Source organism: Halomonas qinghailakensis, assembly GCF_025820815.1.
In the GTDB taxonomy this organism is placed as follows: domain Bacteria; phylum Pseudomonadota; class Gammaproteobacteria; order Pseudomonadales; family Halomonadaceae; genus Vreelandella; species Vreelandella qaidamensis.
This window is the reverse complement of record NZ_CP096973.1, coordinates 976,005-997,546: the sequence shown is the minus strand read 5'-3', so window position 1 is coordinate 997,546 and position 21,542 is coordinate 976,005. Positions and strand designations below refer to the sequence as shown.

Below are 21,542 nucleotides of genomic sequence, written 5' to 3'. Positions count from 1 at the left end.
GTGTTCTGGTTTACTACGAGTGGTTTTAGAGAGCAGGGGTTCGTCATGGTGGCCGGGCTGCTTTATACTCGGCGCCCTTTATTAATCGCCCTTTATAAATTGGAGCGCGGATGTCTGACGCTACGTCACAGCCCCCTGAGTCTTCTTCATTGACTGACTACGACCCTGCTACGGGGCATCCGCGTCCACCTCGGCGTGAATTTAAAGCACGGGGCAGTTTTGTCACACGTTGTGAAGGGTGCAATCTTCCTGAGCTCAACTGCCTGTGCCCTTACCAAGTTAAAGCGGATAGCACCGCCCAGGTGTGGCTATTGACCCACTCTATAGAACACTACAAGCCAACTAATACGGGACGGTTAATTGGGGATGTGCTGACGCAAACCAAAGTGTTTACCTGGTATCGCACCGCACCAGACGAAGAGTTAGCCGCGCTGCTTGAAGATCCTCGCTACGCGCCTTTTGTGATCTTTCCTGATGACCAGCCCGACTACGCAGATCGTGTAGTGGATATTAATGCGGTGCACGCGGTGAAGCAGCAAGCACGTATTCCGGTATTTGTGATTTTAGATGGCACGTGGCGGCAAGCGCGACGCATGTTCCGCAAGAGTCCTTATCTGGATGCGCTGCCGGTACTACCGCTGCGCACTGAGCGGGAAACACGCTATCGGCTTCGCAAACCTGCCTCAAAATCGCACCTTTGTACTGCGGAAGTTGCCATTGAACTGTTGCGCCAAAGTGGCGATGAAAATGCCGCTGATGTGCTAGACGATTACTTTGATGTATTTAACGATAGCTATGCCGAGAGCCGCTACTATCGCAAAATTGCTCAACCAACCGCTGCCATGCAGCGACTGTTAGATCGGAAGGGTTAGCGCTGAGCGCTAGGTAGCCAGCGCAGCATCACTTTGCGTACCCAGTACCAGCGGTTAATCAATAGGGCGGTAAAAATCAGGCTACAGCCAAGCAGCTGTAGCAGGGTCATGGTTTCGCCAAACCACCATGCGGCGAATAGGGCAGTCCACACGGCTTCAAGCATTAAGATAACCGCCGCGTGGCTAGGCGTGGTCATGCCTTGGGCTTTGATTTGCAGAAAGAAGCGCAGTGAACTGGCTAGCAGCACGCTGGCCATAAACCAGCCCACTATGGAGGGGCTGAGCGCTAAAGGCTGATGCTCGACGACCAACGATAGGCAGGTCAGTATGCTGCCGACTGAAATCAACTGAAGTGTTGTTAATGGCAGCGCAGGCACGTTGCGCACCACGCGGGTGTTGACGTTGATCAATAGCGCAAAGCAGAGTGCTGCACACACCATTAGCAGTTGACTGGCTTCTATTCGAAACCCTGCGTTCAGCGACAGCAGTGCAAAGCCAAATAGCGCCACCGGAAGAGCAACCCAGGTAGAGCGTGGCGGGCGGTCACCAAACAGCAAGCGCGCTACCACGGGTACTAGTAAAATCCCCAAGCTGTTGATAAACGCGCTTTCACCCAGGTGGTCGGAGTAACTTAACCCCAGAATCCAAAAGGCAATCGCGGCGCTAAACAAAAAACCTACTAGCACACCGCGCCTTACCCTACGTGGGGGCAAGCGCTGCAGAGCAGGCCAGGCGAAAGGTAGAAGTAGCAGCCCCGCCAGTAAAAAGCGCGTACCAATAAACAGTAGCGGGGGCATGCCCGCTAACGCTTCTTTAGAAAAAATCCACCCACTGGCAGCTACCACTGTCACCAGTAATAGCAATGCATCGGCTTGCCATGAGGCCTGTTTTAGCGCACTCATTTAGGCCGCGCCGCTACCGAACAGTGCGCCGGCAATCCTAAAGCCTGCGACCCAGGTGCCCACCGCTGAGCCCACGGTTGCCAGAATGAACACCAGGAGGGTGCGCGAAACACGGTTTTTCCACCACCCCTTCAGCTGGGTAACATCGTGGCGCAGGGTCGAAAAATCACGCACCTTTGGTTTGCGCATGTAAAGTTCTACCCCTGCAGCGACAAAGCCTGCGCCAATGGTAGGGTTTAGCGAAGTCAGCGGAGCAGCAAAGAAGGTGGCGATCACCGTTACTGGGTGTGCCAGGGCTAGAATGGTCGCACCACCGGATAAAATGCCGTTGATTAAAAACCACTCAATCACTAGCTGCCAGCCAAGCTCGGTATTGCGCGAAAATCCGATCACAAAGCCGGTAATAACCAGCGCGGTAATCAGCCAAGGGGCTGCTTTCCAGAGTTTAGACGGTGGCGGCGTTGCCTCCAGTGACTCACGCTCTGCAGTGGGGTTGTCGGGAAGCGGTGCTTCTAAATGCTCACCAGTGCCTTTTAAATGCCCGGCACCCAGTACCACCAACACGTTTTGGTAGCTCCCAGGCGGTGCTTCTTCAGCTAAACGCAGTGCCATATAGCGGTCGCGTTCGCGAATGAGCGGGGTATAAAGCGCTTCCGACTCTGCGGCAAACTCGCTGAAAGTGGCTTCCAACATGTCGCCTTCTTTGAGCTTTTCGATGTCTTCTTTAGAGACATCCTGGCGCGACATCACGCTGCCAATTAGCCCCGAAAATAGCGAAAAGCGTTGCCACCAGGGAACATTGCGGTAAATGCGTTTTAGCGTAATACCAACGTCACGATCGACCAACATTAAAGGCAGCTTGCGGGTACGGCACTCTTCTACTGCTGCACGCATTTCAGCGCCAGGCTGAATGCCTGACTGCTCGGCAATCCGTTGTTGAAACGCACCAAGCGCTAGGCTTGCTGCTACCATGCCCGCTTTGCCCTGTTTAAATACCTGGAAAAGATCCTGCTCCCCCATTGCATCGGGGTTATCCATGCTGTGATGACGTGCGTCGCATAGTTCAATGGCAACGGCATCGAAAGTGCCACTGTTGATTAATTGGCGAACGTCATCGGCACTTTCGGCTGAGACGTGAGCGGTGCCGAGAAGGGTGTAACGAGTGCCGCCAACGGTGACGGTTTTTAACGGGCCGCTGGTAGTTGGCAGCGCATTGGGGTCTTGCGCCAGCGGTGTCGCATTATCCTGGGTCATCAATGTTACTCAACTCATAAATGTAAAAACGTTAATTCTTCGACGCTAGATCAGCGACGCCAAAATGCCGGCGTAAATAGCACCAGCACCGTGAATATTTCTAAACGGCCAAGCAGCATAGCCAGTACCAGTATCCATTTGGCTAGACTGGGTAAGTCGCCATAATGACTGCTAGCTTCGCCTAGCGCTGGGCCTAAATTGTTCAGTGCAGAACCAACCGTGGACCAAGCAGTCACTTGGTCAACACCCGTAGCCATCACGCCCACCAGCATTAGGAAAAACAGCATAACGTAGGCAGAAAAGAAGCCCCATACCGCCTGGGCGATACTATCGGGCACGCTGACTTTGCCCACTTTAACGGCAATCACGGCGTTGGGGTGAATAAGGCGCATAACTTCACGCATACCCTGTTTCAAAATTAGAATAATACGGATTACTTTCATGCCGCCCGCTGTAGAGCCGGAACAGCCGCCTACAAACGCGGCAACAAATAGCAAAAAGGGTAGTGCGCCTGGCCAGCCTGAAAAGTCGGCAACCGCAAAGCCTGCTGTGGTGGCGACTGAAACCACTTCGAACAGACCGTGGCGCAGCCCTTCAACATCGTCATAGGTGCCAGTGAACCACAGGGTAATCACGGTGATTGTGGTTAACCCGCTAAGAAATATCATTAAAAAGCGGGCTTCAGGGTCTTGAAAATAGTGCAGTAGGCTTTTTTCACGCCAAGCAATAAAGTGCAGGCTAAAACTGACCGCTGAAATCAGCATAAAGCCGATACAGATAAGCTCAATAGCGGCACTATCAAAGTAGCCTATGCTGGCGTCATACGTAGAAAATCCGCCAATCGCAACAGTGGAAAAGCTATGGCTTAATGCATCGAACCAATCCATGCCTGCCAACATGTAGGCGACCATACAGGCCAGCGTGAGTGTTGCGTAGATGTACCATAGTGCTTTGGCGGTTTCGGTAATTCGCGGCGTTAGCTTTGAATCCTTGAGCGGTCCAGGAATTTCAGTGCGGTACAGGGCCATACCGCCAACACCTAGCGTGGGCAAAATGGCGACAGCTAATACCACAATCCCCATGCCACCTAACCACTGTAGCTGTTGGCGATAGTAAAGGATGGATTCTGGCAGAAAATCGATGCCGGTAATCACGGTTGCGCCTGTCGTGGTAAGACCAGAAAACGACTCAAATACTGCATCAGTGATACCGAGCGCGCTTTCACCAAACAACATCAGCGGTAGCGAGCCGAACAGTGCTAGTACGGTCCAAAACATGGCCGCAATAATGAAGCCGTCGCGAATCCGCAGTTCTTTGTGGGCGCGGCGATTGGGTAAGTAAAGCAGTAGCCCGGTGATAACCGTAATGGCGATGCCGCTCATGAAAGCATGCCAAACACCATCGCGAAACCAAAGTGATATCAGCATAGGTGGGAGCATCGTGAGGCTAAATAGCATCAACAAAAGCCCTAAAATGCGTAGTATGACCCGCAAACTCATAGCAGTGGTTGCCTCATAGCGATGGCTTGGTTTCTTGAAGAACGTTGCTTAGAAGGACGTTTCCTAAAAGAACGTTAAACCGACTTGGAATAGGCGTTCCACGTCACGGATGCGCCGCTTATCGATCACAAACAGAATTACGTGGTCGCCGCTCTCGACCATCACATCCCCATGGCCAATGATGACCTCTTTGCCTCGTACAATGGCACCTATGGTGGTGCCTTCAGGCAAATTGATCTCAGCAATGGTACGGCCCACGACCTTGGACGACTGCTTGTCACCGTGGGCGATAGCCTCGATGGCTTCCGCCGCGCCACGGCGAAGCGAATGGACGTTAACGATATCGCCACGGCGAACGTGGGTAAGCAGGCTGCCGATGGTCGCTTGCTGGGGCGAAATGGCGATATCGATTTCGCCCCCCTGAACCAAATCTACGTAGGCAGCGTTGTTAATCAGCGTGAGTACCTTTTTGGCACCCAAGCGTTTGGCCAGCAGCGACGACATAATATTAACCTCGTCGTCGTTGGTCAGAGCACAAAAGATATCGCACTCTTCGATGTTCTCTTCTTCCAGCAGCCGCTTGCTGGTAGCGCTGCCGTGAAGTACCACCGTACGGTCAAGCCGTTCGGAAAGCGCGGTACAGCGCTCTAAACTGTGCTCGATAATTTTGACCTGATGGCTATGCTCCAGGTGTTCGGCCAAGCGTTCACCGATATTGCCCCCACCGGCAATCACCACCCGCCGAAAATCCCGTTCAACGCGGCGTAGTTCGCTCATTACCGCGCGAATATCGCGCCGTGCGGCCAGGAAAAACACTTCGTCGTCGGCTTCAATCACCGTATCGCCACGGGGAATGATCGGCCGATTGCGGCGGTAAATCGCGGCGACGCGTGTTTCCACATTGGGCATGTGCTTGGCGAGAAAGGCTAAATCTTGCCCTACCAGTGGGCCACCGTAGAACGCCTTGACCGCCACCAATTGCACCAAACCACCGGCAAACTCCAACACCTGCAGCGCACCAGGGTGCTCAATCAGGCGGCGCACATGATCCGTGACCACTTGTTCAGGGCTGATCAGTACATCAATAGGAATCGCTTCGTGGGCGAATAACCCTTTACGGGTGAGGTAGGCGGTTGAACGTACGCGGGCAATTTTGGTGGGGGTACGAAATAGCGTGTGGGCGACTTGGCAGGCGATCATATTGACTTCGTCGGTGTTGGTCACCGCAATCAACATATCGGCATCTTCACAGCCTGCTTGGCGCAGCACCATAGGATAAGACCCCGCTCCGGTAACGGTGCGTATATCCAGCTTGGTGTGTAATTCGCGTAGCCTAGCTCCGTCAGTATCGACGACGGTAATATCGTTTTCCTCGCGAGCAAGATGCTCCGCTAAGGTGCCGCCGACCTGGCCGGCGCCGAGAATGATGATTTTCATTGCTGAGCATCGGTTCCGTTGTAAGCGCCAGCGCGTTCTCGGCAAGAGATATGTGCGCTGCAATAAAGACGGCGGCCAGTGTAAACCAGCCGCCGTTAAAAAGCAGGTCGGGATTATTCCAAAGTAAAGCCGATTTTGACCGTGACCTGCCAGTGAGCCACGCGGCCTTCTTCAATATGGCCCCGGGTGTCGGTTATCTCGAGCCAGCGCATGTGCTTGACAGTTTCAGAGGCTTTGGCGAGGGCATTTTGCACGGCTTCCTCAATACCTTTCTCGGAAGAACCGGTTAGCTCGATATGCTTATAAGTATGATGACTCATATTGCCTCCATCTTTTCGATAAATTCACTGCGTCGCTAGTCAACAAGGCTTAACGAGCAGTAAGTTACGCAACGTGCTTCTCTAGTCTGGCATAAAAAAAGCCATCATGGCCGCTTTGCGCGGGAAACAGTTGGCGGCCTTGGCCACTGGGTTCCCCCCAGGCGACATCGCTTGGGGTGGTAACTTTTGCATCCGGCGTGCGGGCAAGAAACGCATCAATCTGCTCTGCGTTTTCTTCAGGCAGTACCGAACAGGTAGCGTAAAGTAAGGTGCCGCCCGGGCGTAGTAACGTCCATAGGTTATCTAATAACTGCCGCTGTAGCTTGGCGAGTTGGCGAATATCCTCTTTACGGCGCAGCTTTTTAATATCGGGATGACGACGAATAACGCCTGTGCCAGAGCAGGGAGCATCGAGCAAGATGGCGTCAAAAGGAGTGCCGCTCCACCACTCCTGCTGAGTAGCATCGGCGTGCTGTAGTTCTGCGGTCAAACCTAAGCGGTTCAGTGTGTCGTCTACACGCCCTAGGCGCTGGTTGTCACTATCAATGGCCGTCAGCGCAATATCAAACTGCTCTAATAGGTGGGCAGTTTTACCGCCAGGTGCACAGCAAGCATCGAGAACGTGCGCACCTGGGCGTGGTGCTAAAGCAGGGCCAAGCAGCGCGGCAGAAAGCTGTGCTGCCTCGTCTTGAACGCTGACATGACCCTCTTCAAAGCCGGGAAGTATGGTGACATCACAGGGTGTATCCAGGGTGATGCCATCTGGCGCATGTAAGCATAGGTGTCCACTTAATCCCTGTTCAGTGAGCTGCTGTAAATAGCTTTCACGGTCATTGTGGCGCTGATTAACTCTCAGCGTCATGGGGCCTGGTTCGTTATTCGCTTCCGCAATCGCTCGCCACTGTTCAGGCCAGGCGCTGCGCAACGCGTTGAGAAGCCAGGGCGGGTGCTCCAGAGCAACGTTTTCATCGCGGTCGACGATGGCTTGAAGCTCCTCGGATTCACGCTGAAGGCGACGCAGGCAGCCATTAAGCACCCGGGTGGCCCACTCTTTGCCCAACAGACGAGCGGCACCTGCAGTTTCACCGACTGCGGCATGAGCCGGAATGCGCATATAAAGCAGCTGGTAGATGCCTACCAATAACAAGGCGTGAACATCACTATCACGCTTCTTAAAAGGCTGTTTGAGCAGAGAGTTGGCCAGTGCTTCTAAGCGTGGCAAGCGCCGACAGGTGCCGTAGCAAAGCTCTTTTAATAAGCTGCGGTCGCGGGCGATAACGCTATGCTCATCTAACCCAGCGAGTGAGCCTTGATCAGTTAATATCGGCACTAGCGCACGGGCGGCTGCAGCGCGTACTTCCTGGCCACTGCCGCCTTTGGGTGGGCGATTCTGGCTCATTCACTAACTCCTTGATGAGCGGCGGCGTGCCCAAGGCGAGCGCCGACGGTAAGCGGGGTTTGACGGGCGTTAAGCAGGTCGCGCACAGCCATTGCTTTACCACCAGGCAGTTGGGCGCGGCTAACGCACAGCACTTCTTGGCCTTGCTCGCCACAGGCGATGCGCAGGTGATCTTCGCCATGTTCCAGCAGCGTGCCTGGCGGCGAAGCGGGCTGTTCGCCGGGTTCAACGCTGGCCATCAACAAACGTAAGCGATCATTACCTAGCGTGCACCACGCCACAGGCCAGGGGTTAAAGGCGCGGATTTTGCGTGCCAGCCGTTCAGCGGGCTGGTAAAAATCCAGCTCGGCTTCAGCCTTACTGAGTTTGGCAGCGTAGGTAACTCCCTCGTCAGGCTGCGGCGTTGCTGCTAGGTCGTCGCTGTCTAACATGTCGAGCACGTTCACCAGCGCATTCGCCCCTTGAATGGCTAGCCGGTCATGCAAGTCACCGCCCGTGGTGCGGGGAGTGATCGGCGTGCGAACTTCATACAGCATAGCGCCGGTATCTAGGCCCGCATCCATCTGCATAATGGTAACGCCTGATGCGCTATCACCAGCTTCAATGGCCCGCTGGATGGGAGCAGCACCTCGCCAGCGTGGTAGCAGCGACGCGTGCACGTTGATGCAGCCTAAACGGGGAGTATCGAGTACCGCCTGAGGTAGCAGTAACCCATAAGCCACCACGACCATTACGTCGGCATTTAATGCTGCCAGCTCCGCTTGGGCATCAGTGTCTTTTAAACTGACGGGCTGATAGACCGGTAGCCCATGCTCAAGCGCAAGCTGCTTGACGGGGCTGGGGGTGAGTTTGCGCCCGCGGCCTGCGGGGCGGTCTGGTTGGGTATATACCGCTACTACCTGATGCTGACTGTCGAGTACGGCAGCAAGGCTTGAAGCGGCGAAATCAGGCGTGCCAGCAAAAACAACGCGCAACTGTGACATGGTGATGCCTACCTAGCATTGAGTGGAAAAGTGAGGGTGTGGCGCGTAAAAAAATAAAGGCCGACAGCGTCACTCCACACGGTAGTCATTTTCCGTGTGGTCGCAACGTGTCGGCTTGGCCAGCTATTGACACGGCGTAGGTCGGTTTATGCGTCGTGTAATAGTTTGTGGCGTTTCTGCATCTTTTTCATCACACGGTCACGTTTCAAAGGTGATAAATAGTCAACAAATAGCACGCCTTCCAGGTGGTCATACTCATGCTGGATGCAGTGAGCTAATAAACCGTCGGCTTCCAGTTCATAAGGTTCACCGTTACGATCTAGTGCGTTCAGCGTTACTTTTAAATAACGCGGTACTTCCGCGTAGTATTCCGGAATTGATAGGCAACCTTCAGAAAGGGGTTCTTTTTCATCACCAATGGGTTCGTAGCGCGGATTAATAAGCACCAGCGGCTGCGAGTTATCGTCGCTGACATCCATTACTACGACGCGACGATGTACATCGATCTGTGTCGCTGCAAGGCCGATGCCGCGCGCGTCGTACATGGTCTCCAACATATCGTCGACGAGCTGGCGGACCTCATCGTCAACGGTTTCCACCGGTGCGGCCTTGGTGCGCAGACGCTCGTCGGGGAATTCGAGAATAGGAAGTTTGGCCATGGCGTTACAATCACCGTTATGCTGAGTCTTTAATATGAGCAGGCTTTGCCATCTGTGTTGGCAAGCCTAAGTGCTTTACTATCGGCCACTATATCATGCTGTAAGCGTTCCTGGGCACGCACAACGCCATGCAGCTCCCCTCAACGGCTTCACCCATCACTGGCAAGGGAGAACAGGATAGTGGCGAAAAAAATCGTTGCGAAAAGGCTTCTTTATTATAGCGTGTCGTTGGCAAGTTTGACGCTCATGATAACCGCTGCGTTTGCCTGGGAAACACCGCAACGGGTGGTAAAGCTTTCACCTCAGATGCGTACCGTTCCCCAACAAGAGACGATGGCGCCGCTTCCTATGGAGGCAGTCCGGGCATTTTTGCGTGAACACCGAGTAATAGAGCCAGGTGAACCCCCGCAAGAACTGGCTTACGTTGTGGGAGGGGAAAATCAACGATTGATGAGTGGTGCCGGCGATACGTTATATGCGCGGGGAGAGCTGCCTGCCAGAGCACGTTTGGGGGTTTATCGGATGGGTGAGGCGTATGTTTCTGCTACTGGTGCGCCGTTGGGTACGGAGTTAATTAATATTGGTGAAGTGCGCCAGCTCAGCAGTGAAGGCGGAATTGCACGCTTAGAAGTACTCAGTGCTTACCAGGAAGTACGTAACAACGATATTTTGCTACCGCTAGACTCCCTGTGGCCTGACGCTCAGTCGTCAGAAGTTAGCTTTAAGCCTCGTTTACCGTTGAACAATATCGCTGGCCAGATTATTGCGGTACCTGGCGGAGTACGCTTTATTGGACGCTTACAAATAGTGGCACTGGATATCGGTACTCAGAATGGTTTGCAGCCCGGACATGTGCTGCACGTTGGGCAGCAGGGGGAGCTTGTTAATGACCCGCGTACTCAAGAGTTGCTGCAGCTACCCACGACTGATGCAGGCAAGGTAATGATCGTTAAACCCTATAGCCAGATGAGCTATGCCTTGGTGATGCAGGCTTCCAGGGTGCTAGCTGTTGGTGACAAGGTGGGCACGCCAACGCCATAAACGCCACATAATTAAACACCACTCAATTAACAGGAGATGCGAATGGATGCCAAGGAGTGGTTAGTGGTGAATGAGCTTCCTGGTATGGGGGCGCTTCGCACCGCAGCGCTGGTCGCCAAACAGCCGCAATGGCCCCATGGCTGGCTTGCTGGGCTGCCCAGCAACGCCGCTACTGCCCTGAGGCTTTGGTTAACGCAGCCAGATCGCAGCCCGCTGCAGCAGGCAGTCGACCACTCCTTCGCATGGTTAAACGCCGCGCCTAATCGGCATTTACTTCATCGTAATCATCCAGCATGGCCAGAGCTGCTCAACCAATTGCCAGACCCACCTGTAGTGCTGTGGGCACAAGGTGATCTTAGCGCACTAGAGGGCCCAAAGCTTGCCATGGTGGGAACACGACGCCCCACGTCTGAAGGTAGCGGTAATGCTCAGGCGTTTGCTCGAGAACTGGTTAATCGCGGCTGGTGTATTGTCAGTGGCATGGCGCTAGGGGTGGATGGCGTTGCACAGCGCGCCGCGTTAGCGGCCGGTGGGCAATCGATTGCAGTACTTGGCTGCGGCGTTGATGTGATTTACCCGCCAAGCCATCGTGAGTTACATGAACAGCTAAGCAATGTGCCGGGAGGCTTGCTGTTATCAGAACATCCGCCGGGGACTGGCGCTCGACCAGCTTTTTTCCCTCGTCGGAACCGAATTGTGACGGGCCTTGCATTAGGTACGTTAGTGGTCGAAGCGACGGAGAAGAGTGGCTCGTTGGTCAGTGCAAGACTAACGCTGGAGCAAGATCGGGAACTGTTTGCACTACCCGGCTCGTTGCATAATGTACAGGCTCGCGGTTGTCTGCAGTTATTGCGCAGTGGCGCGACGTTGGTACGTCATGTGGACGATATTGTAGACGAATTGCAGCATTGGTCTGAACGCTATATGCCTAGCAGTCCGCGTGCTATCGCTGAAAACACAAGTCTTGACTTGCCTATCGATAACGATGAGCTCAAAGACAATGTACTAAGCGCGCTGGGAGCAACGCCAACACCCATTGATCTATTGGTTCAGAGTGCGGGCATCACGGTCAGTGAATGTCAGCAGCGATTACTCATGCTGGAGCTTGATGGCAAAGTGGCGCAGCAAGCGGGCGGCTGGGTGCGTTTGACACGCTCATGGTAGGATATAAGTAACCGTTTTTTATATTTTATAGCACTATAAAAGCCAAAGTGATGAGGGGCCGCGTTTGTGACGAGGAGCATCTATGAAATCGGCTGTTGACGTTAAAGAAGCGGTACGTGCTTTGAAAGCGGGTGGCGTTATCGCCTGCCCCACCGAAGCAGTCTGGGGGCTGAGCTGTGACCCCGATAACGATGAAGCGCTAGCGCACCTGATGCGGATGAAGGAGCGTGACCCCGCCAAAGGCGTCATTATCGTTGCTGCAAGTATTCAGCAATTTCAGCCCTGGCTAAACCAACTGCCGCTAGCTTTGCATGCACCCTTAGCCGCCAGTTGGCCCGGCCCTAATACTTGGCTAGTGCCTGACAATGGTCGCAGCCATGGGTTAGTACGCGGAGCCCATCAGAGTGTGGCATTGCGGGTGACCGATCACCCGCTGATGAAGGCTCTCTGTGAGGCCTTTGGTGGCCCGCTCGTCTCTACCTCTGCTAATCGTGCGGGCGATCCTCCCGCCATGAGCGCCGAGGAAGTGTCGACTATTTTTGGTGAAGAGGTTGCCGCGATTGTCGCAGGTGAGCTTGGGGGCAACGCAAAGCCCAGCACCATTAGAGACTTGCTAACCGGCAAAATAATGCGTTCTTAGCGCAGCCTCTTACACTTATCTTTGACCTCTTTGGAGTTACTGTGGCCCACGAGCACCTAGACGACGTTAAACATTACCTTCTGGACCTGCAAGAAAGGTTGTGCGCAGGGCTTGCCGCTGCTGACGGAAAAGCGGCGTTTAAAGAAGATAGCTGGCAGCGTGAAGAAGGCGGCGGCGGGCGTTCGAGAGTCATCGAAGAAGGAGCTGTTTTCGAGAAAGGCGGTGTTAACTTCTCCCATGTTTACGGTGCCCAGCTGCCCCCCTCGGCGACAGCGGCACGGCCAGAGCTTGCCGGGCGCAGTTTTCATGCGGTTGGTGTTTCCTGGGTACTCCATCCTGAAAACCCTAATGTGCCGACAAGCCACGGAAATGTGCGTTTTTTTATCGCTGAAAAACAGGGTGAACCACCGGTATGGTGGTTCGGTGGCGGCTTTGATTTAACACCTTATTACCCGGTGTTTGAAGATGTTGTGCATTGGCATCGGGTTGCCCAGGCTGCTTGCCTGCCATTTGGCGAAGACGTTTATCCGCGTTACAAAGCGTGGTGCGACGAGTACTTCTATCTTAAGCATCGCGAAGAAACACGTGGTGTGGGCGGGCTGTTTTTCGATGACTTGAATGAGGGCGGCTTCGACAACTGTTTTGCGTTTCAGCGTGCGATAGGCGACAGCTTTCTAGATGCCTACGTGCCGATTGTGGAACGCCGTAAGGGTGATGCATGGAGCGAAAAAGAGCGTGATTTTCAGTTATATCGTCGTGGTCGGTATGTGGAATTTAACCTAGTGTGGGACAGAGGAACGCTGTTTGGCCTGCAAAGTGGCGGGCGCACTGAGTCTATCTTAATGTCGATGCCGCCGCTGGCCCGCTGGGAGTACGCATTTACACCCCTTGAAGGTAGTCGCGAGGCGCAATTGCATGACTACCTCGTGCCCCGTGACTGGCTTGCTGAGGCCGCTCAGCAAGGTACTGCATAAGGAGCCTGTATGACCGACCGTTACTGTGTGTTTGGTAATCCTATTAAGCACTCTAAGTCGCCGTTAATTCACGAAGAGTTTGCCAACCAAACTCACCAACCCATAACGTACACCGCTGAGCTTGCTCCAGTGGAGGGCTTTGCTAGCGCCTGGCGGGAATTTATGGCAACGGGTGGTCGCGGGGCAAATGTGACCGTACCGTTTAAAGGCGATGCCTTTGCGCTGTGCGACACCCTAAGCCACCGCGCAAAGCGTGCTCAAGCGGTGAATACGCTGATTGTCGGTGGCAACGGCCGCACTTACGGTGACACCACGGATGGCATTGGGCTGGTGCGTGACCTTGGATACCATCACGTACCTATTAAGGGTAAACGCGTGCTGGTGATCGGTGCAGGTGGTGCAGTGCGAGGCGTGCTTGAACCGCTGCTTGCTGAGCAGCCGCGTGAGGTCGTTATCGTCAACCGAACGGCGGAAAAAGCCGCTCAATTAGCAGAAGCGTTTACCGACTTAGGTACCCTTCATGGCGGTGGGCTTGACACGCTAGAAGGCCAGTTTGATTTGGTGATTAATGGCACCAGCGCCAGTCTTACTGGTGATTTGCCGCCGTTGCCGGATAGCTTATTTAACCAAGGCGCTTGGGCCTATGACATGATGTATGGCCCGGAGCCCACGGTGTTTTTGCAGTGGGCAGGCCCACGCGGTGCCAAGTTGCTCGATGGCCTGGGTATGCTGGTTGAGCAAGCTGCTGAATCTTTCTTCTTATGGCGTAACGTGCGGCCCGAAACAGCTCCGGTGCGCACACTGTTAAGGCAATCGTTGAACGTCGCCAGCGACTAGCTAGCGTTCGTTTTCATTTGTTCTGAACAGAAGTCAGCAAAAGGCAGCCCTTGCGGCTGCCTTTATTGGTTAATGCTGGTTGTTCTCTCGTGTTTAGCGAGATTTGGTGTAAAAGCCAATCATGCACATCACGAGACCGACTACTGAGAGCAGCATGCCGCCGTTGACCAGTAGCGGAGATCGCTCAAGCCACGACACAAAGGGCTGGGGCGATTCGCTGCATGCACTTGCTAGGTAGTCCCAATGTCCACCTTCAAGCTGACAAGCGCGTACATCACCCAGCTCCCAGAAATAGACGCCGAGTAATACCAGAATCGGCAGGACAAGCAGCAATAAACCAAATCGAATCATTTAAACCTCAATAGTAAGGTGCCTAGGGGCGTGGGCAATTGGGGGTGCGGCCACTGTTACGTGCCTGTTCGTAACTTGCTATGGCGTCATTCATATTGGCTTGTAGCCCTTCAATGCGCTGACCTTCGCTTGGGTGGGTTGACATCCACGCGGGCGGTGAGCCACCACTGGAAGCCCTCTGCATATTTTCCCAAACGGTCACACTTTCACGTGGATCAAAGCCTGCCTGGGCCATTAACTGAAGGCCGATAACGTCAGCCTCACTTTCATGGCGGCGTGAGAAGGGCAGCGCAATGCCATATTGAGCGCCCATGCCCAGCACGCCCATCAGCTGTTGGCCACCTGGGGTTTGCATTCCTGAGGTGCTGGAAAGCACTGATAGGCCAAGTGACGTAGCGCTTTGGGTTGAGGCGCGTTCATTAGCATGATTCGCAATGACGTGACCAATTTCATGGCCGACAACCGAAGCTAGCTGATTTTGATTAGTTGCGATATCAAGCATGCCCGTATTGACGCCCATGTAGCCACCGGGCAAGGCAAAGGCATTAGGTTGCTCAGATTCAAAGACGCGAATTTGCCAATCAAGGTTACGCTGTTCCGCTGGCAACACTTCTACAATGGCATCCGTAATGCACTGTACATAGCGATGACTTGCCTCACCTGCGGTGGGGATATCTTGTTGATACTGCGCAAAGGCTTGCTGACCCATTTGATTGAGCTGATCATCAGAGAGCAGGAGCAGCTGCGAGCGACCGGTAGGAGACGTGGAGCATGCTGCAATAGAAGCACACAGTGCAGTAACAGCCAGTGGGCGAAGCCAACGCATAGACGGTTTCCTTATAGACGAGTAGGGATCCTTGCACACAAGATAACCACTGTCAGTGGTAAATCAATACCTATCATAACGTACTCTGAGGACAATCATGGATGCTGAATTGAGCCAACGCTTAACGCGGTTGCTGGACCACGTAGAACATTGGTTACCCCCTGCGCCAATCCAGGTGGATTGGGAAAAGCATGTAGCCGCTATTTGGCAGCGTCATCCATTAGGCGGGCGCTTGGTTCCCGTACCACCGCGAGACATGATGACGCTGGATGACCTGCTAGGCATTGAGCGTCAAAAACTAGCGCTAGTCGATAACACACGTGCTTTTTTACAGGGGTTGCCTGCTAATCATGGCTTGCTATGGGGTTCTCGGGGCAGCGGAAAGTCATCGGTGATTCGCGCGCTGCTTAACTCTTTGGCCAACGATGGACTGCGCTTGATCCAAGTAGATCGCCACGATCTGAGCAGTCTGCCGATGTTAGTCGAACAGTTGCGCAATACACCGCATCGTTTTGTGGTGTATTGCGATGATCTTTCGTTTGAAGGCAATGATGATGCCTACAAGGCGCTAAAAAGCGTGTTAGATGGCGCATTAACAGGGCCACCAGAAAACGTCTTGCTCTACGCTACCTCTAACCGCCGCCATTTATTGCCCGAGTCCATGGACGACAATAGCGGTACGCGTCTTGTGGGTGAAGAGCTGCATCACGGTGACGCGGTTGAGGAGAAAATATCATTATCGGATCGCTTTGGCTTATGGTTAGGCTTTCATCCTTTTAGCCAAGCGACTTACTTAGAGGTCTGTGAGCACTGGGTCGCCCGTATTGGTGACAAGCAGGATTGGAGTGATGCCGCACGCGCAGAAGCGGTTCGTTTTGCCACGCTAAGAGGAGGCCGCAGTGGCCGAACGGCTTGGCAGTTTGCAGCCCAGTGGGTGGGCCGCAAACGGCTTCACGAAGGTGGAAGTCGTCAGGCTTAACGCACAGGTGTTAACTGGCCGTCGGCGCCTACGTTCAGGCGAATGGTCGGTGTTAAAAGCCCAGCGGGTAATGTCATGCCCAAGCCGCGCAGGTCTCCCGGTGTGATAGCAAGCTCACTGCCAGGCGGTAGTGAGCCTTGGGTGGCTAACTGACTAGCGAGTTCTAGCATGGGCATCATGCGCTGGGTATCGGTAGTTAGAATGTCAAACGATACCGGTAGACGTAAAGTTGAATCCTGCCCAGATGTGAGCGTTACTTCTTCTTGATATTGGCCCTGTACCGGTTCAATGCCCGGCATGTCTAACATCCAGCGAAAACCTGACATCTCAACCGCAGGCATGCCGGTGGGTAAGCCCAAGCCCATTGCAAGGGTTGCCTGAACGGGTAAGCTGCCAGCGCCTAGGCTAGACGCGAGCAAGCTTGTTAGGTCACTGGTATCAAGCCCTGCTTGAACGCTATAAGGGCCAATGCGCACCTCTTCAATACCCAGTGATGTTACCGCCAAGCGAAAGGCAAATAAGCCTGTTTGGGGTAGGGCAAGACAGCCTGCCAGTAAGCTGGCCAAGAGCAGTAAGAGCAAACCGCGCCCGCGTTTAATTGCGTAGTGCATTAATATCCCTCCTAAGAAGGGCAATAGGTAAGAGAGGCAATTGTCGAAAAGCGCGGCTATTTGAGGGCTCGTGCGGATAACTGTCAAGTTAATTTGTTAGTGGGGGGAGCTATCAACCAAAACGCCTGCTGAGGTTAATCAGCAGGCGTTGGGTATAGCATAGTAAGTTGGTATTAACGGCGGCTTTTACGCGCTTCTTTGGTACGGTTAAGTTCGCGTTTTTTGGCTTTCTCTTTATCGCTTGCCCCTGCCATGTGGTCAAACGGGTTACTACCAGAGCGGAATTCAAAGCGCATCGGCGTACCGCGAACCTTTAACACTTTACGGAACGTGTTGGTTAGGTAACGGCGGTAGGCTTCCGGCAGTGATTCAGTCTGGTTGCCGTGCACTACGATGATAGGGGGATTGCTGCCACCTTGGTGAGCCATACGTAGTTTGATACGTCGGCCGTTGACCATGGGCGGTGGGTGTTGGCTGACTGCATCTTGAAGTAGCGTGGTTAACCGGTTGGTCGACCAGTGAGCGTTCGCGGCATCGAAAGCTCGTTCGATCGAAGGATAAAGATCACCCACAGCGGTGCCATGCAGCGCGGAAATAAAATGCATCTCTGCATAGTCGGCAAAGCCCAGGCGGCGCTTAATCTCTGAACGCATTTTCTCCTTCGCGTCGCTTTCCAAGCCATCCCACTTATTGATAGCCAATACTAGTGCTCGGCCAGTGGTCAGGACGTAGTCAAGCAGGTGCATATCTTGCTCAACTAAACCGGTGCGAGCATCGAGCACCATAATCGCCACATGACACTCTTTAATCGCGTCAAGGGTTTTGATGATTGAGAACTTCTCAGCGATTTCGCTCACATTCTTACGTCGCCGAACCCCCGCCGTATCAATTAATACGTAGGGCTTACCACGACGCTCGAAAGGTATTTCAATCGCATCGCGAGTAGTGCCTGCCTCATCAAATACGACAACGCGCTCTTCGCCCAACAGCCGATTAACCAATGTGGACTTACCCACATTGGGACGGCCAATAACACCTATACGAATACCTTTGGTGCCGGTATCCCCAGGAATGCTGGGATCGCGTTCGGGAAATGGCTCCAACACTGTGTCAATGAGCAGTGAGACATTGCGGCCGTGGGCGGCAGCAATCGGCCATGGGTCGCCAAGCCCTAAGGTCCAGAAGTCAGCCATGGCCGAATGCTCTTCCAAACCATCGGTTTTGTTGACCACTAGCCAGGTTTTTTTCTGATTAACGCGCAGATGGTTAGCAATGGCTTCATCGGCCACGTTAAGCCCTGCGCGAGCGTCTACCAGAAACAGTACAATATCGGCTTCATCAATCGCGGCCAGGGACTGCTCGGCCATTGCCGCATCAATCCCTTCTTCGTCACCGCTGATGCCGCCGGTATCAATCACCGTATACGCTTTGCCGCCTAGCATTCCGTTCCCGTATTTACGGTCACGGGTAAGGCCAGGAAAGTCCGCTACGAGCGCATCGCGTGAGCGGGTAAGGCGGTTAAACAAGGTCGATTTGCCCACATTGGGCCGACCGACTAAAGCAATGACGGGTGTCATGGAGTTACTTCCAGGGTTTCCAGGCGACCATTATTGGCCTGAACATGAATGGTGCTGCCTTCAGTAGCGGGACGCACGCTGATGCCAGACTTATGTACGCGGGTACGACCGACTAGCGTGCCTTCGCGGGCGTCAAGCAAATGAACATAGCCCTCGAAGTCACCGACGACCACGCGGCCATCAGCAAATGCGGGTGCTGTTAACCAGCGATCTTCTAGATCATCGTTACGCCACACTTCCTGGCCGCTGTCGGCATCTAGGCCCACAACGTGGCTATCGTCGGTGACCACAAGCAGAATGTTACCCACCAAAATCGGGGTGTGACGGCTAGATAAATTGCTTTCCCATAGAACGCCACCGCGTGTTGCTTCCAAAGCTACGACGTTGCCGTTGTAACTGGTAACGAAGAGTCGGCCATCAGGGGTGACGACAGGCTGACCGGCAAGGTCAACTAACCTATCGACGTCGCTCCGCCCACGGGGAGTGGCAATCTGCAACTCCCACAGCGGCTGGCCATTGCGGTTATCTAACGTGGCGAGTTGCCCGTTAGCAAATCCAACAAAACTCACTGGATCAATGACCATTGGCGTGCCGGTACCGCGCAGGGTAAGCGAAGGCTGCGAGCTGGTATATACCCAGCGCTCTTCGCCACTGGCACGGTCGAGAGCGGTGATTTGTCCGTCAACGCTTTGAACGAGTAGTAACTGTTGATTCGCTTGTGGTGCTGCCAGCACTTCACTGGAAACGCGTGAGCGCCAATTGACACTGCCATCACGCTGATCCAAGGCGATTACTTCACCGTTGCGAGTACCTAAATAAAGCTGACCTGCAATGGCGTTCAGGGCGCTTGAGATAGGCGTATCCAGTTCGATTTCCCATTCGCGATTGCCGTTATCAGCGTTAAACGCGGCTACCACGCCATCAGCATCCGCGGCAAATATGGTCTCGCCTTCGCGAGCCGGGGCTATGGGGTAACGGGCACGACCAAGGCCATCGCCTACGTTTCTACTCCATACGCTTTCAAGCGAGGAGGTTTCTGCAAAACTACGCAGCTCTTTCGGCGTATACGCAGGTTCGCCTTTGCTGGCACAACCTACTAGCAAGGCCAGCGCCACGGCACCAACGGTAAGACGCACCGTTGGCTTAGAAAATAGCAGTTTAGAAAAGCGGGTTGTGATCATTGTGTCACCTCTTCGACGCCGAGATCGTCAAGCTTGAACTGTACGCCGTAGAGTGGCTGGTTCTGGGTTTGAGCCAGTTCTAGCGCAGTTTGCCAAGCGTCTCGCGCTTGCTCTGTTTGGCCTAACGCCGCATAGGCATCACCACGAACATTGGCCTGCTGAGCTGCTAGGGCATCGGTAATCGACTCATCTAATAAACTCAGGGCTGCTTCTGGATTGTCGTTTGCAATCTCAATACGCGCCAACCTCAGCCATGCGAGACTTTGCACATAGCGGCGGGAAGAGTCGCTAGCAACATTCTCAAGCGCACTTTTCGCTGCATCAAGATCGCCCTCTTGAACAGCTAAACGCGCTTCCAGCAGCTGTGCTAATTCTGCGTAGAGGGTGTTGCCATGGTCACTGGTGATTTCATCAATGAGCTCACGGGCATTGGCTAACTGGTCATCTGCCAAAGTGTTACCAGTGGTCATATTGACAAGTTGCTGATAGCGCACGGAGGCGGCTTCTGCTTGGCCTTCTTGATAGTTTTGCCATGCATTCCAGCCAAGTACACCCGCCGCCGCAAGAACAGCCCCTGCTATGAGAGAGGTTCCGTTCTCTTTCCACCAGCGTTTAATTACTTCTAGCTGTTCTTCTTCGCTTCTCAGCTCCGCCACGGGCGGCCTCCTATTCTTTAGCTCAGCCGCTAAGGCGGCTGGCGAGTGTTCGTCTGCCAACTATATCGACAGTAAGGTTAATGGGGCACTAGGTGTTGCAGTGTCGCGGCGAGCTCAGCCTGAGAGACGCGCAACTGCGCGCGATCATCACGCAGGAACTTAAGCGTTACGGCTTGCTCTGCTAGCTCATCTTCACCCAATAAGACTGCAATAGGTGCGTTGCTTTTATCGGCTTTTTTCATACGGCTTTTGAAACTGCCGCCACCACAGTGCAGCTGCAGCCTAAGGGTTGGCAGCTCACTACGCAGTTCTTCGGCCAGCGTAAGGGCTACAATAGTAGCGTTATCATCCATCGGAAGCAGATAAACATCACAGCCACCTAGCGCTTCTTCTGGCACCAGGTCTAGCGTTTCTAGCAACAATATTAAACGCTCAATACCCATGGCAAAACCAACGGCTGGCGTGGGTTTTCCGCCGAGTTGCTCGACTAGGCCATCGTAGCGACCGCCTGCACATACCGTGCCCTGGCTGCCTAGGGCGGTGGTGGTCCACTCAAATACCGTGCGGCAGTAGTAATCAAGACCCCGTACCAAGCGTGGGTTAACAACATAGCCAATGCCAGCTGCATCCAGCATGGCTTTGAGTTGCTCGAAATGCGTGCGCGACTCCTCGTCCAAATGATCCATTAACTGTGGAGCATTGTTAAGCATGTCCGCCATTGCTGGATTTTTGGAATCCAAAATGCGCAGCGGGTTGCTTGTCAGGCGACGCTTTGAGTCGTCATCAAGAACATCGTGATGTTGTTCAAAATACGCAACGAGTTTATCGCGATAGGCCGCGCGTGCCTCTGAAGAGCCTAGGGAGTTAAGCTCTAGCGTCACGTGTTCTAGCAGGCCAAGCTCTTGCCAAAGACGCGCAGAGAGCAGAATGACTTCGGCATCGATATCCGGTCCATCAAAGCCGTACGTTTCTACGCCTACCTGATGAAATTGGCGATAGCGGCCTTTCTGAGGGCGCTCATGGCGAAACATAGGGCCTTGATACCACAGTCGCTGGGTTTGGTTATGTAGCAAGCCATGTTCCATCGCCGCCCGTACGCAACTTGCGGTACCTTCAGGGCGCAGCGTTAGGCTGTCACCGTTGCGGTCGTCGAACGTGTACATCTCTTTTTCGACAATATCGGTGACTTCGCCAATTGAGCGAGCAAATAGCGCCGTTTGTTCAACAATGGGCGTACGAATTTCATCAAAGCTGTAACGGTGCATTAGCTGACGCACTTTGGCTTCAAAAAATTGCCAGCGTGGACTCTCGCTAGGCAATAAATCGTTCATACCACGGATAGCCTGGATCTTTTTTGCGACGGACTTGCTCAATGAAAAC

The 21,542-nt window shown here is 53.8% G+C and carries 22 protein-coding genes; 7 read left to right on the top strand and 15 right to left on the bottom strand.

Annotated elements, in window-relative coordinates; translation table 11 throughout:
* Positions 1–110: 110 nt before the first annotated feature.
* A complete protein-coding gene (locus tag M0220_RS04645; RefSeq protein ID WP_030074880.1) occupies positions 111–872 on the top strand; it encodes a tRNA-uridine aminocarboxypropyltransferase in 762 nt (253 codons plus the stop codon).
* Here M0220_RS04645 and M0220_RS04640 read toward each other — a convergent pair.
* The 8 genes from M0220_RS04640 to def form a co-directional block, all read right to left on the bottom strand.
* A complete protein-coding gene (locus M0220_RS04640) occupies positions 869–1,774 on the bottom strand; it encodes a DMT family transporter (RefSeq protein ID WP_264018817.1) in 906 nt (301 codons plus the stop codon). The two genes, M0220_RS04645 and M0220_RS04640, sit on opposite strands and share 4 nt — an antisense overlap.
* The gene (locus M0220_RS04635; RefSeq protein ID WP_030074884.1) at positions 1,775–3,028 is read right to left on the bottom strand and encodes a TraB/GumN family protein; all 1,254 of its coding nucleotides are present in this window, start codon (positions 3,026–3,028) and stop codon (positions 1,775–1,777) included.
* A 50-nt stretch (positions 3,029–3,078) separates the two neighbouring features.
* A complete protein-coding gene (locus tag M0220_RS04630; RefSeq protein WP_030074886.1) occupies positions 3,079–4,527 on the bottom strand; it encodes a TrkH family potassium uptake protein in 1,449 nt (482 codons plus the stop codon).
* A gap of 63 nt (positions 4,528–4,590) precedes the next feature.
* Positions 4,591–5,964 (bottom strand): Trk system potassium transporter TrkA, encoded by a 1,374-nt coding sequence (trkA, locus tag M0220_RS04625; RefSeq protein WP_264018816.1) that lies wholly within the window; start codon positions 5,962–5,964, stop codon positions 4,591–4,593.
* Positions 5,965–6,077: 113 nt separating this feature from the next.
* Positions 6,078–6,284 carry a dodecin gene (locus M0220_RS04620; RefSeq protein WP_264018815.1) on the bottom strand — a complete coding sequence of 69 codons (207 nt, stop codon included), beginning with the start codon at positions 6,282–6,284 and terminating at the stop codon, positions 6,078–6,080.
* Between the two features lie 64 nt (positions 6,285–6,348).
* Positions 6,349–7,683 (bottom strand): 16S rRNA (cytosine(967)-C(5))-methyltransferase RsmB, encoded by a 1,335-nt coding sequence (gene rsmB / locus M0220_RS04615; RefSeq protein ID WP_264018814.1) that lies wholly within the window; start codon positions 7,681–7,683, stop codon positions 6,349–6,351.
* Positions 7,680–8,666 (bottom strand): methionyl-tRNA formyltransferase, encoded by a 987-nt coding sequence (gene fmt, locus M0220_RS04610; protein WP_264018813.1) that lies wholly within the window; start codon positions 8,664–8,666, stop codon positions 7,680–7,682. Before fmt ends, rsmB begins: the two co-directional genes overlap by 4 nt.
* 146 nt (positions 8,667–8,812) lie before the next feature.
* Entirely contained in the window at positions 8,813–9,325 is a 513-nt protein-coding gene (gene def, locus M0220_RS04605) for a peptide deformylase (protein WP_030069496.1), read from the bottom strand.
* A gap of 222 nt (positions 9,326–9,547) precedes the next feature.
* On the opposite strand from def, the gene M0220_RS04600 reads away from it, so the two are divergent.
* The 5 genes from M0220_RS04600 (at position 9,548) to aroE (ending at position 13,981) form a co-directional block, all read left to right on the top strand.
* The gene (locus M0220_RS04600; RefSeq protein ID WP_449768897.1) at positions 9,548–10,366 is read left to right on the top strand and encodes a peptidoglycan-binding protein; all 819 of its coding nucleotides are present in this window, start codon (positions 9,548–9,550) and stop codon (positions 10,364–10,366) included.
* Between the two features lie 42 nt (positions 10,367–10,408).
* Positions 10,409–11,530: a DNA-processing protein DprA gene (gene dprA / locus M0220_RS04595; protein WP_030069500.1), complete on the top strand. Its 1,122-nt coding sequence runs from the start codon at positions 10,409–10,411 to the stop codon at positions 11,528–11,530.
* Between the two features lie 82 nt (positions 11,531–11,612).
* The gene (locus M0220_RS04590; protein ID WP_030069502.1) at positions 11,613–12,170 is read left to right on the top strand and encodes an L-threonylcarbamoyladenylate synthase; all 558 of its coding nucleotides are present in this window, start codon (positions 11,613–11,615) and stop codon (positions 12,168–12,170) included.
* 41 nt (positions 12,171–12,211) lie between these two features.
* Complete coding sequence (gene hemF, locus M0220_RS04585; RefSeq protein ID WP_264018812.1) at positions 12,212–13,144, top strand: oxygen-dependent coproporphyrinogen oxidase; 933 nt, start codon at positions 12,212–12,214, stop codon at positions 13,142–13,144.
* 9 nt (positions 13,145–13,153) lie between these two features.
* Positions 13,154–13,981, top strand: a complete 828-nt coding sequence (gene aroE, locus M0220_RS04580) for a shikimate dehydrogenase (protein WP_264018811.1) — start codon at positions 13,154–13,156, stop codon at positions 13,979–13,981.
* 93 nt (positions 13,982–14,074) lie between these two features.
* On the opposite strand, the gene M0220_RS04575 is transcribed toward aroE, so the two are convergent.
* Positions 14,075–14,332: a hypothetical protein gene (locus M0220_RS04575; protein WP_030069507.1), complete on the bottom strand. Its 258-nt coding sequence runs from the start codon at positions 14,330–14,332 to the stop codon at positions 14,075–14,077.
* A 22-nt stretch (positions 14,333–14,354) separates the two neighbouring features.
* On the bottom strand, positions 14,355–15,158 hold the full coding sequence (locus M0220_RS04570; protein ID WP_030069508.1) for a M48 family metallopeptidase: 804 nt from the start codon (positions 15,156–15,158) through the stop codon (positions 14,355–14,357).
* Between the two features lie 97 nt (positions 15,159–15,255).
* Here M0220_RS04570 and M0220_RS04565 point away from each other — a divergent pair, with 97 nt between their 5' ends.
* Positions 15,256–16,137, top strand: a complete 882-nt coding sequence (locus tag M0220_RS04565) for an ATP-binding protein (protein ID WP_030069510.1) — start codon at positions 15,256–15,258, stop codon at positions 16,135–16,137.
* On the opposite strand, the gene M0220_RS04560 is transcribed toward M0220_RS04565, so the two are convergent.
* From M0220_RS04560 to hisS, 5 genes are all read right to left on the bottom strand, one after another.
* Entirely contained in the window at positions 16,134–16,748 is a 615-nt protein-coding gene (locus M0220_RS04560; protein WP_264018809.1) for a hypothetical protein, read from the bottom strand. The genes M0220_RS04565 and M0220_RS04560 overlap by 4 nt on opposite strands.
* A 173-nt stretch (positions 16,749–16,921) precedes the next feature.
* Entirely contained in the window at positions 16,922–18,325 is a 1,404-nt protein-coding gene (gene der, locus M0220_RS04555; protein WP_030069514.1) for a ribosome biogenesis GTPase Der, read from the bottom strand.
* Positions 18,322–19,506 (bottom strand): outer membrane protein assembly factor BamB, encoded by a 1,185-nt coding sequence (bamB, locus tag M0220_RS04550; RefSeq protein WP_264018808.1) that lies wholly within the window; start codon positions 19,504–19,506, stop codon positions 18,322–18,324. The genes der and bamB overlap by 4 nt, the downstream gene beginning before the upstream one ends.
* Positions 19,503–20,162: a YfgM family protein gene (locus M0220_RS04545; RefSeq protein WP_030069518.1), complete on the bottom strand. Its 660-nt coding sequence runs from the start codon at positions 20,160–20,162 to the stop codon at positions 19,503–19,505. Before M0220_RS04545 ends, bamB begins: the two co-directional genes overlap by 4 nt.
* Positions 20,163–20,239: 77 nt before the next feature.
* Positions 20,240–21,535: a histidine--tRNA ligase gene (gene hisS, locus M0220_RS04540; protein WP_264018807.1), complete on the bottom strand. Its 1,296-nt coding sequence runs from the start codon at positions 21,533–21,535 to the stop codon at positions 20,240–20,242.
* Positions 21,536–21,542 lie beyond the last annotated feature (7 nt).

Bases quoted from the DNA above. Each gene is read 5' to 3' on its own strand.
- M0220_RS04645 (WP_030074880.1), top strand. From the start codon at position 111: ATGTCTGACGCTACGTCACAGCCCCCTGAGTCTTCTTCATTGACTGAC.
- M0220_RS04640 (WP_264018817.1), bottom strand. From the start codon at position 1,774: ATGAGTGCGCTAAAACAGGCCTCATGGCAAGCCGATGCATTGCTATTA.
- M0220_RS04635 (WP_030074884.1), bottom strand. From the start codon at position 3,028: ATGACCCAGGATAATGCGACACCGCTGGCGCAAGACCCCAATGCGCTG.
- M0220_RS04630 (WP_030074886.1), bottom strand. From the start codon at position 4,527: ATGAGTTTGCGGGTCATACTACGCATTTTAGGGCTTTTGTTGATGCTA.
- trkA (WP_264018816.1), bottom strand. From the start codon at position 5,964: ATGAAAATCATCATTCTCGGCGCCGGCCAGGTCGGCGGCACCTTAGCG.
- M0220_RS04620 (WP_264018815.1), bottom strand. From the start codon at position 6,284: ATGAGTCATCATACTTATAAGCATATCGAGCTAACCGGTTCTTCCGAG.
- rsmB (WP_264018814.1), bottom strand. From the start codon at position 7,683: ATGAGCCAGAATCGCCCACCCAAAGGCGGCAGTGGCCAGGAAGTACGC.
- fmt (WP_264018813.1), bottom strand. From the start codon at position 8,666: ATGTCACAGTTGCGCGTTGTTTTTGCTGGCACGCCTGATTTCGCCGCT.
- def (WP_030069496.1), bottom strand. From the start codon at position 9,325: ATGGCCAAACTTCCTATTCTCGAATTCCCCGACGAGCGTCTGCGCACC.
- dprA (WP_030069500.1), top strand. From the start codon at position 10,409: ATGGATGCCAAGGAGTGGTTAGTGGTGAATGAGCTTCCTGGTATGGGG.
- M0220_RS04590 (WP_030069502.1), top strand. From the start codon at position 11,613: ATGAAATCGGCTGTTGACGTTAAAGAAGCGGTACGTGCTTTGAAAGCG.
- aroE (WP_264018811.1), top strand. From the start codon at position 13,154: ATGACCGACCGTTACTGTGTGTTTGGTAATCCTATTAAGCACTCTAAG.
- M0220_RS04575 (WP_030069507.1), bottom strand. From the start codon at position 14,332: ATGATTCGATTTGGTTTATTGCTGCTTGTCCTGCCGATTCTGGTATTA.
- M0220_RS04570 (WP_030069508.1), bottom strand. From the start codon at position 15,158: ATGCGTTGGCTTCGCCCACTGGCTGTTACTGCACTGTGTGCTTCTATT.
- M0220_RS04565 (WP_030069510.1), top strand. From the start codon at position 15,256: ATGGATGCTGAATTGAGCCAACGCTTAACGCGGTTGCTGGACCACGTA.
- M0220_RS04560 (WP_264018809.1), bottom strand. From the start codon at position 16,748: ATGCACTACGCAATTAAACGCGGGCGCGGTTTGCTCTTACTGCTCTTG.
- der (WP_030069514.1), bottom strand. From the start codon at position 18,325: ATGACACCCGTCATTGCTTTAGTCGGTCGGCCCAATGTGGGCAAATCG.
- bamB (WP_264018808.1), bottom strand. From the start codon at position 19,506: ATGATCACAACCCGCTTTTCTAAACTGCTATTTTCTAAGCCAACGGTG.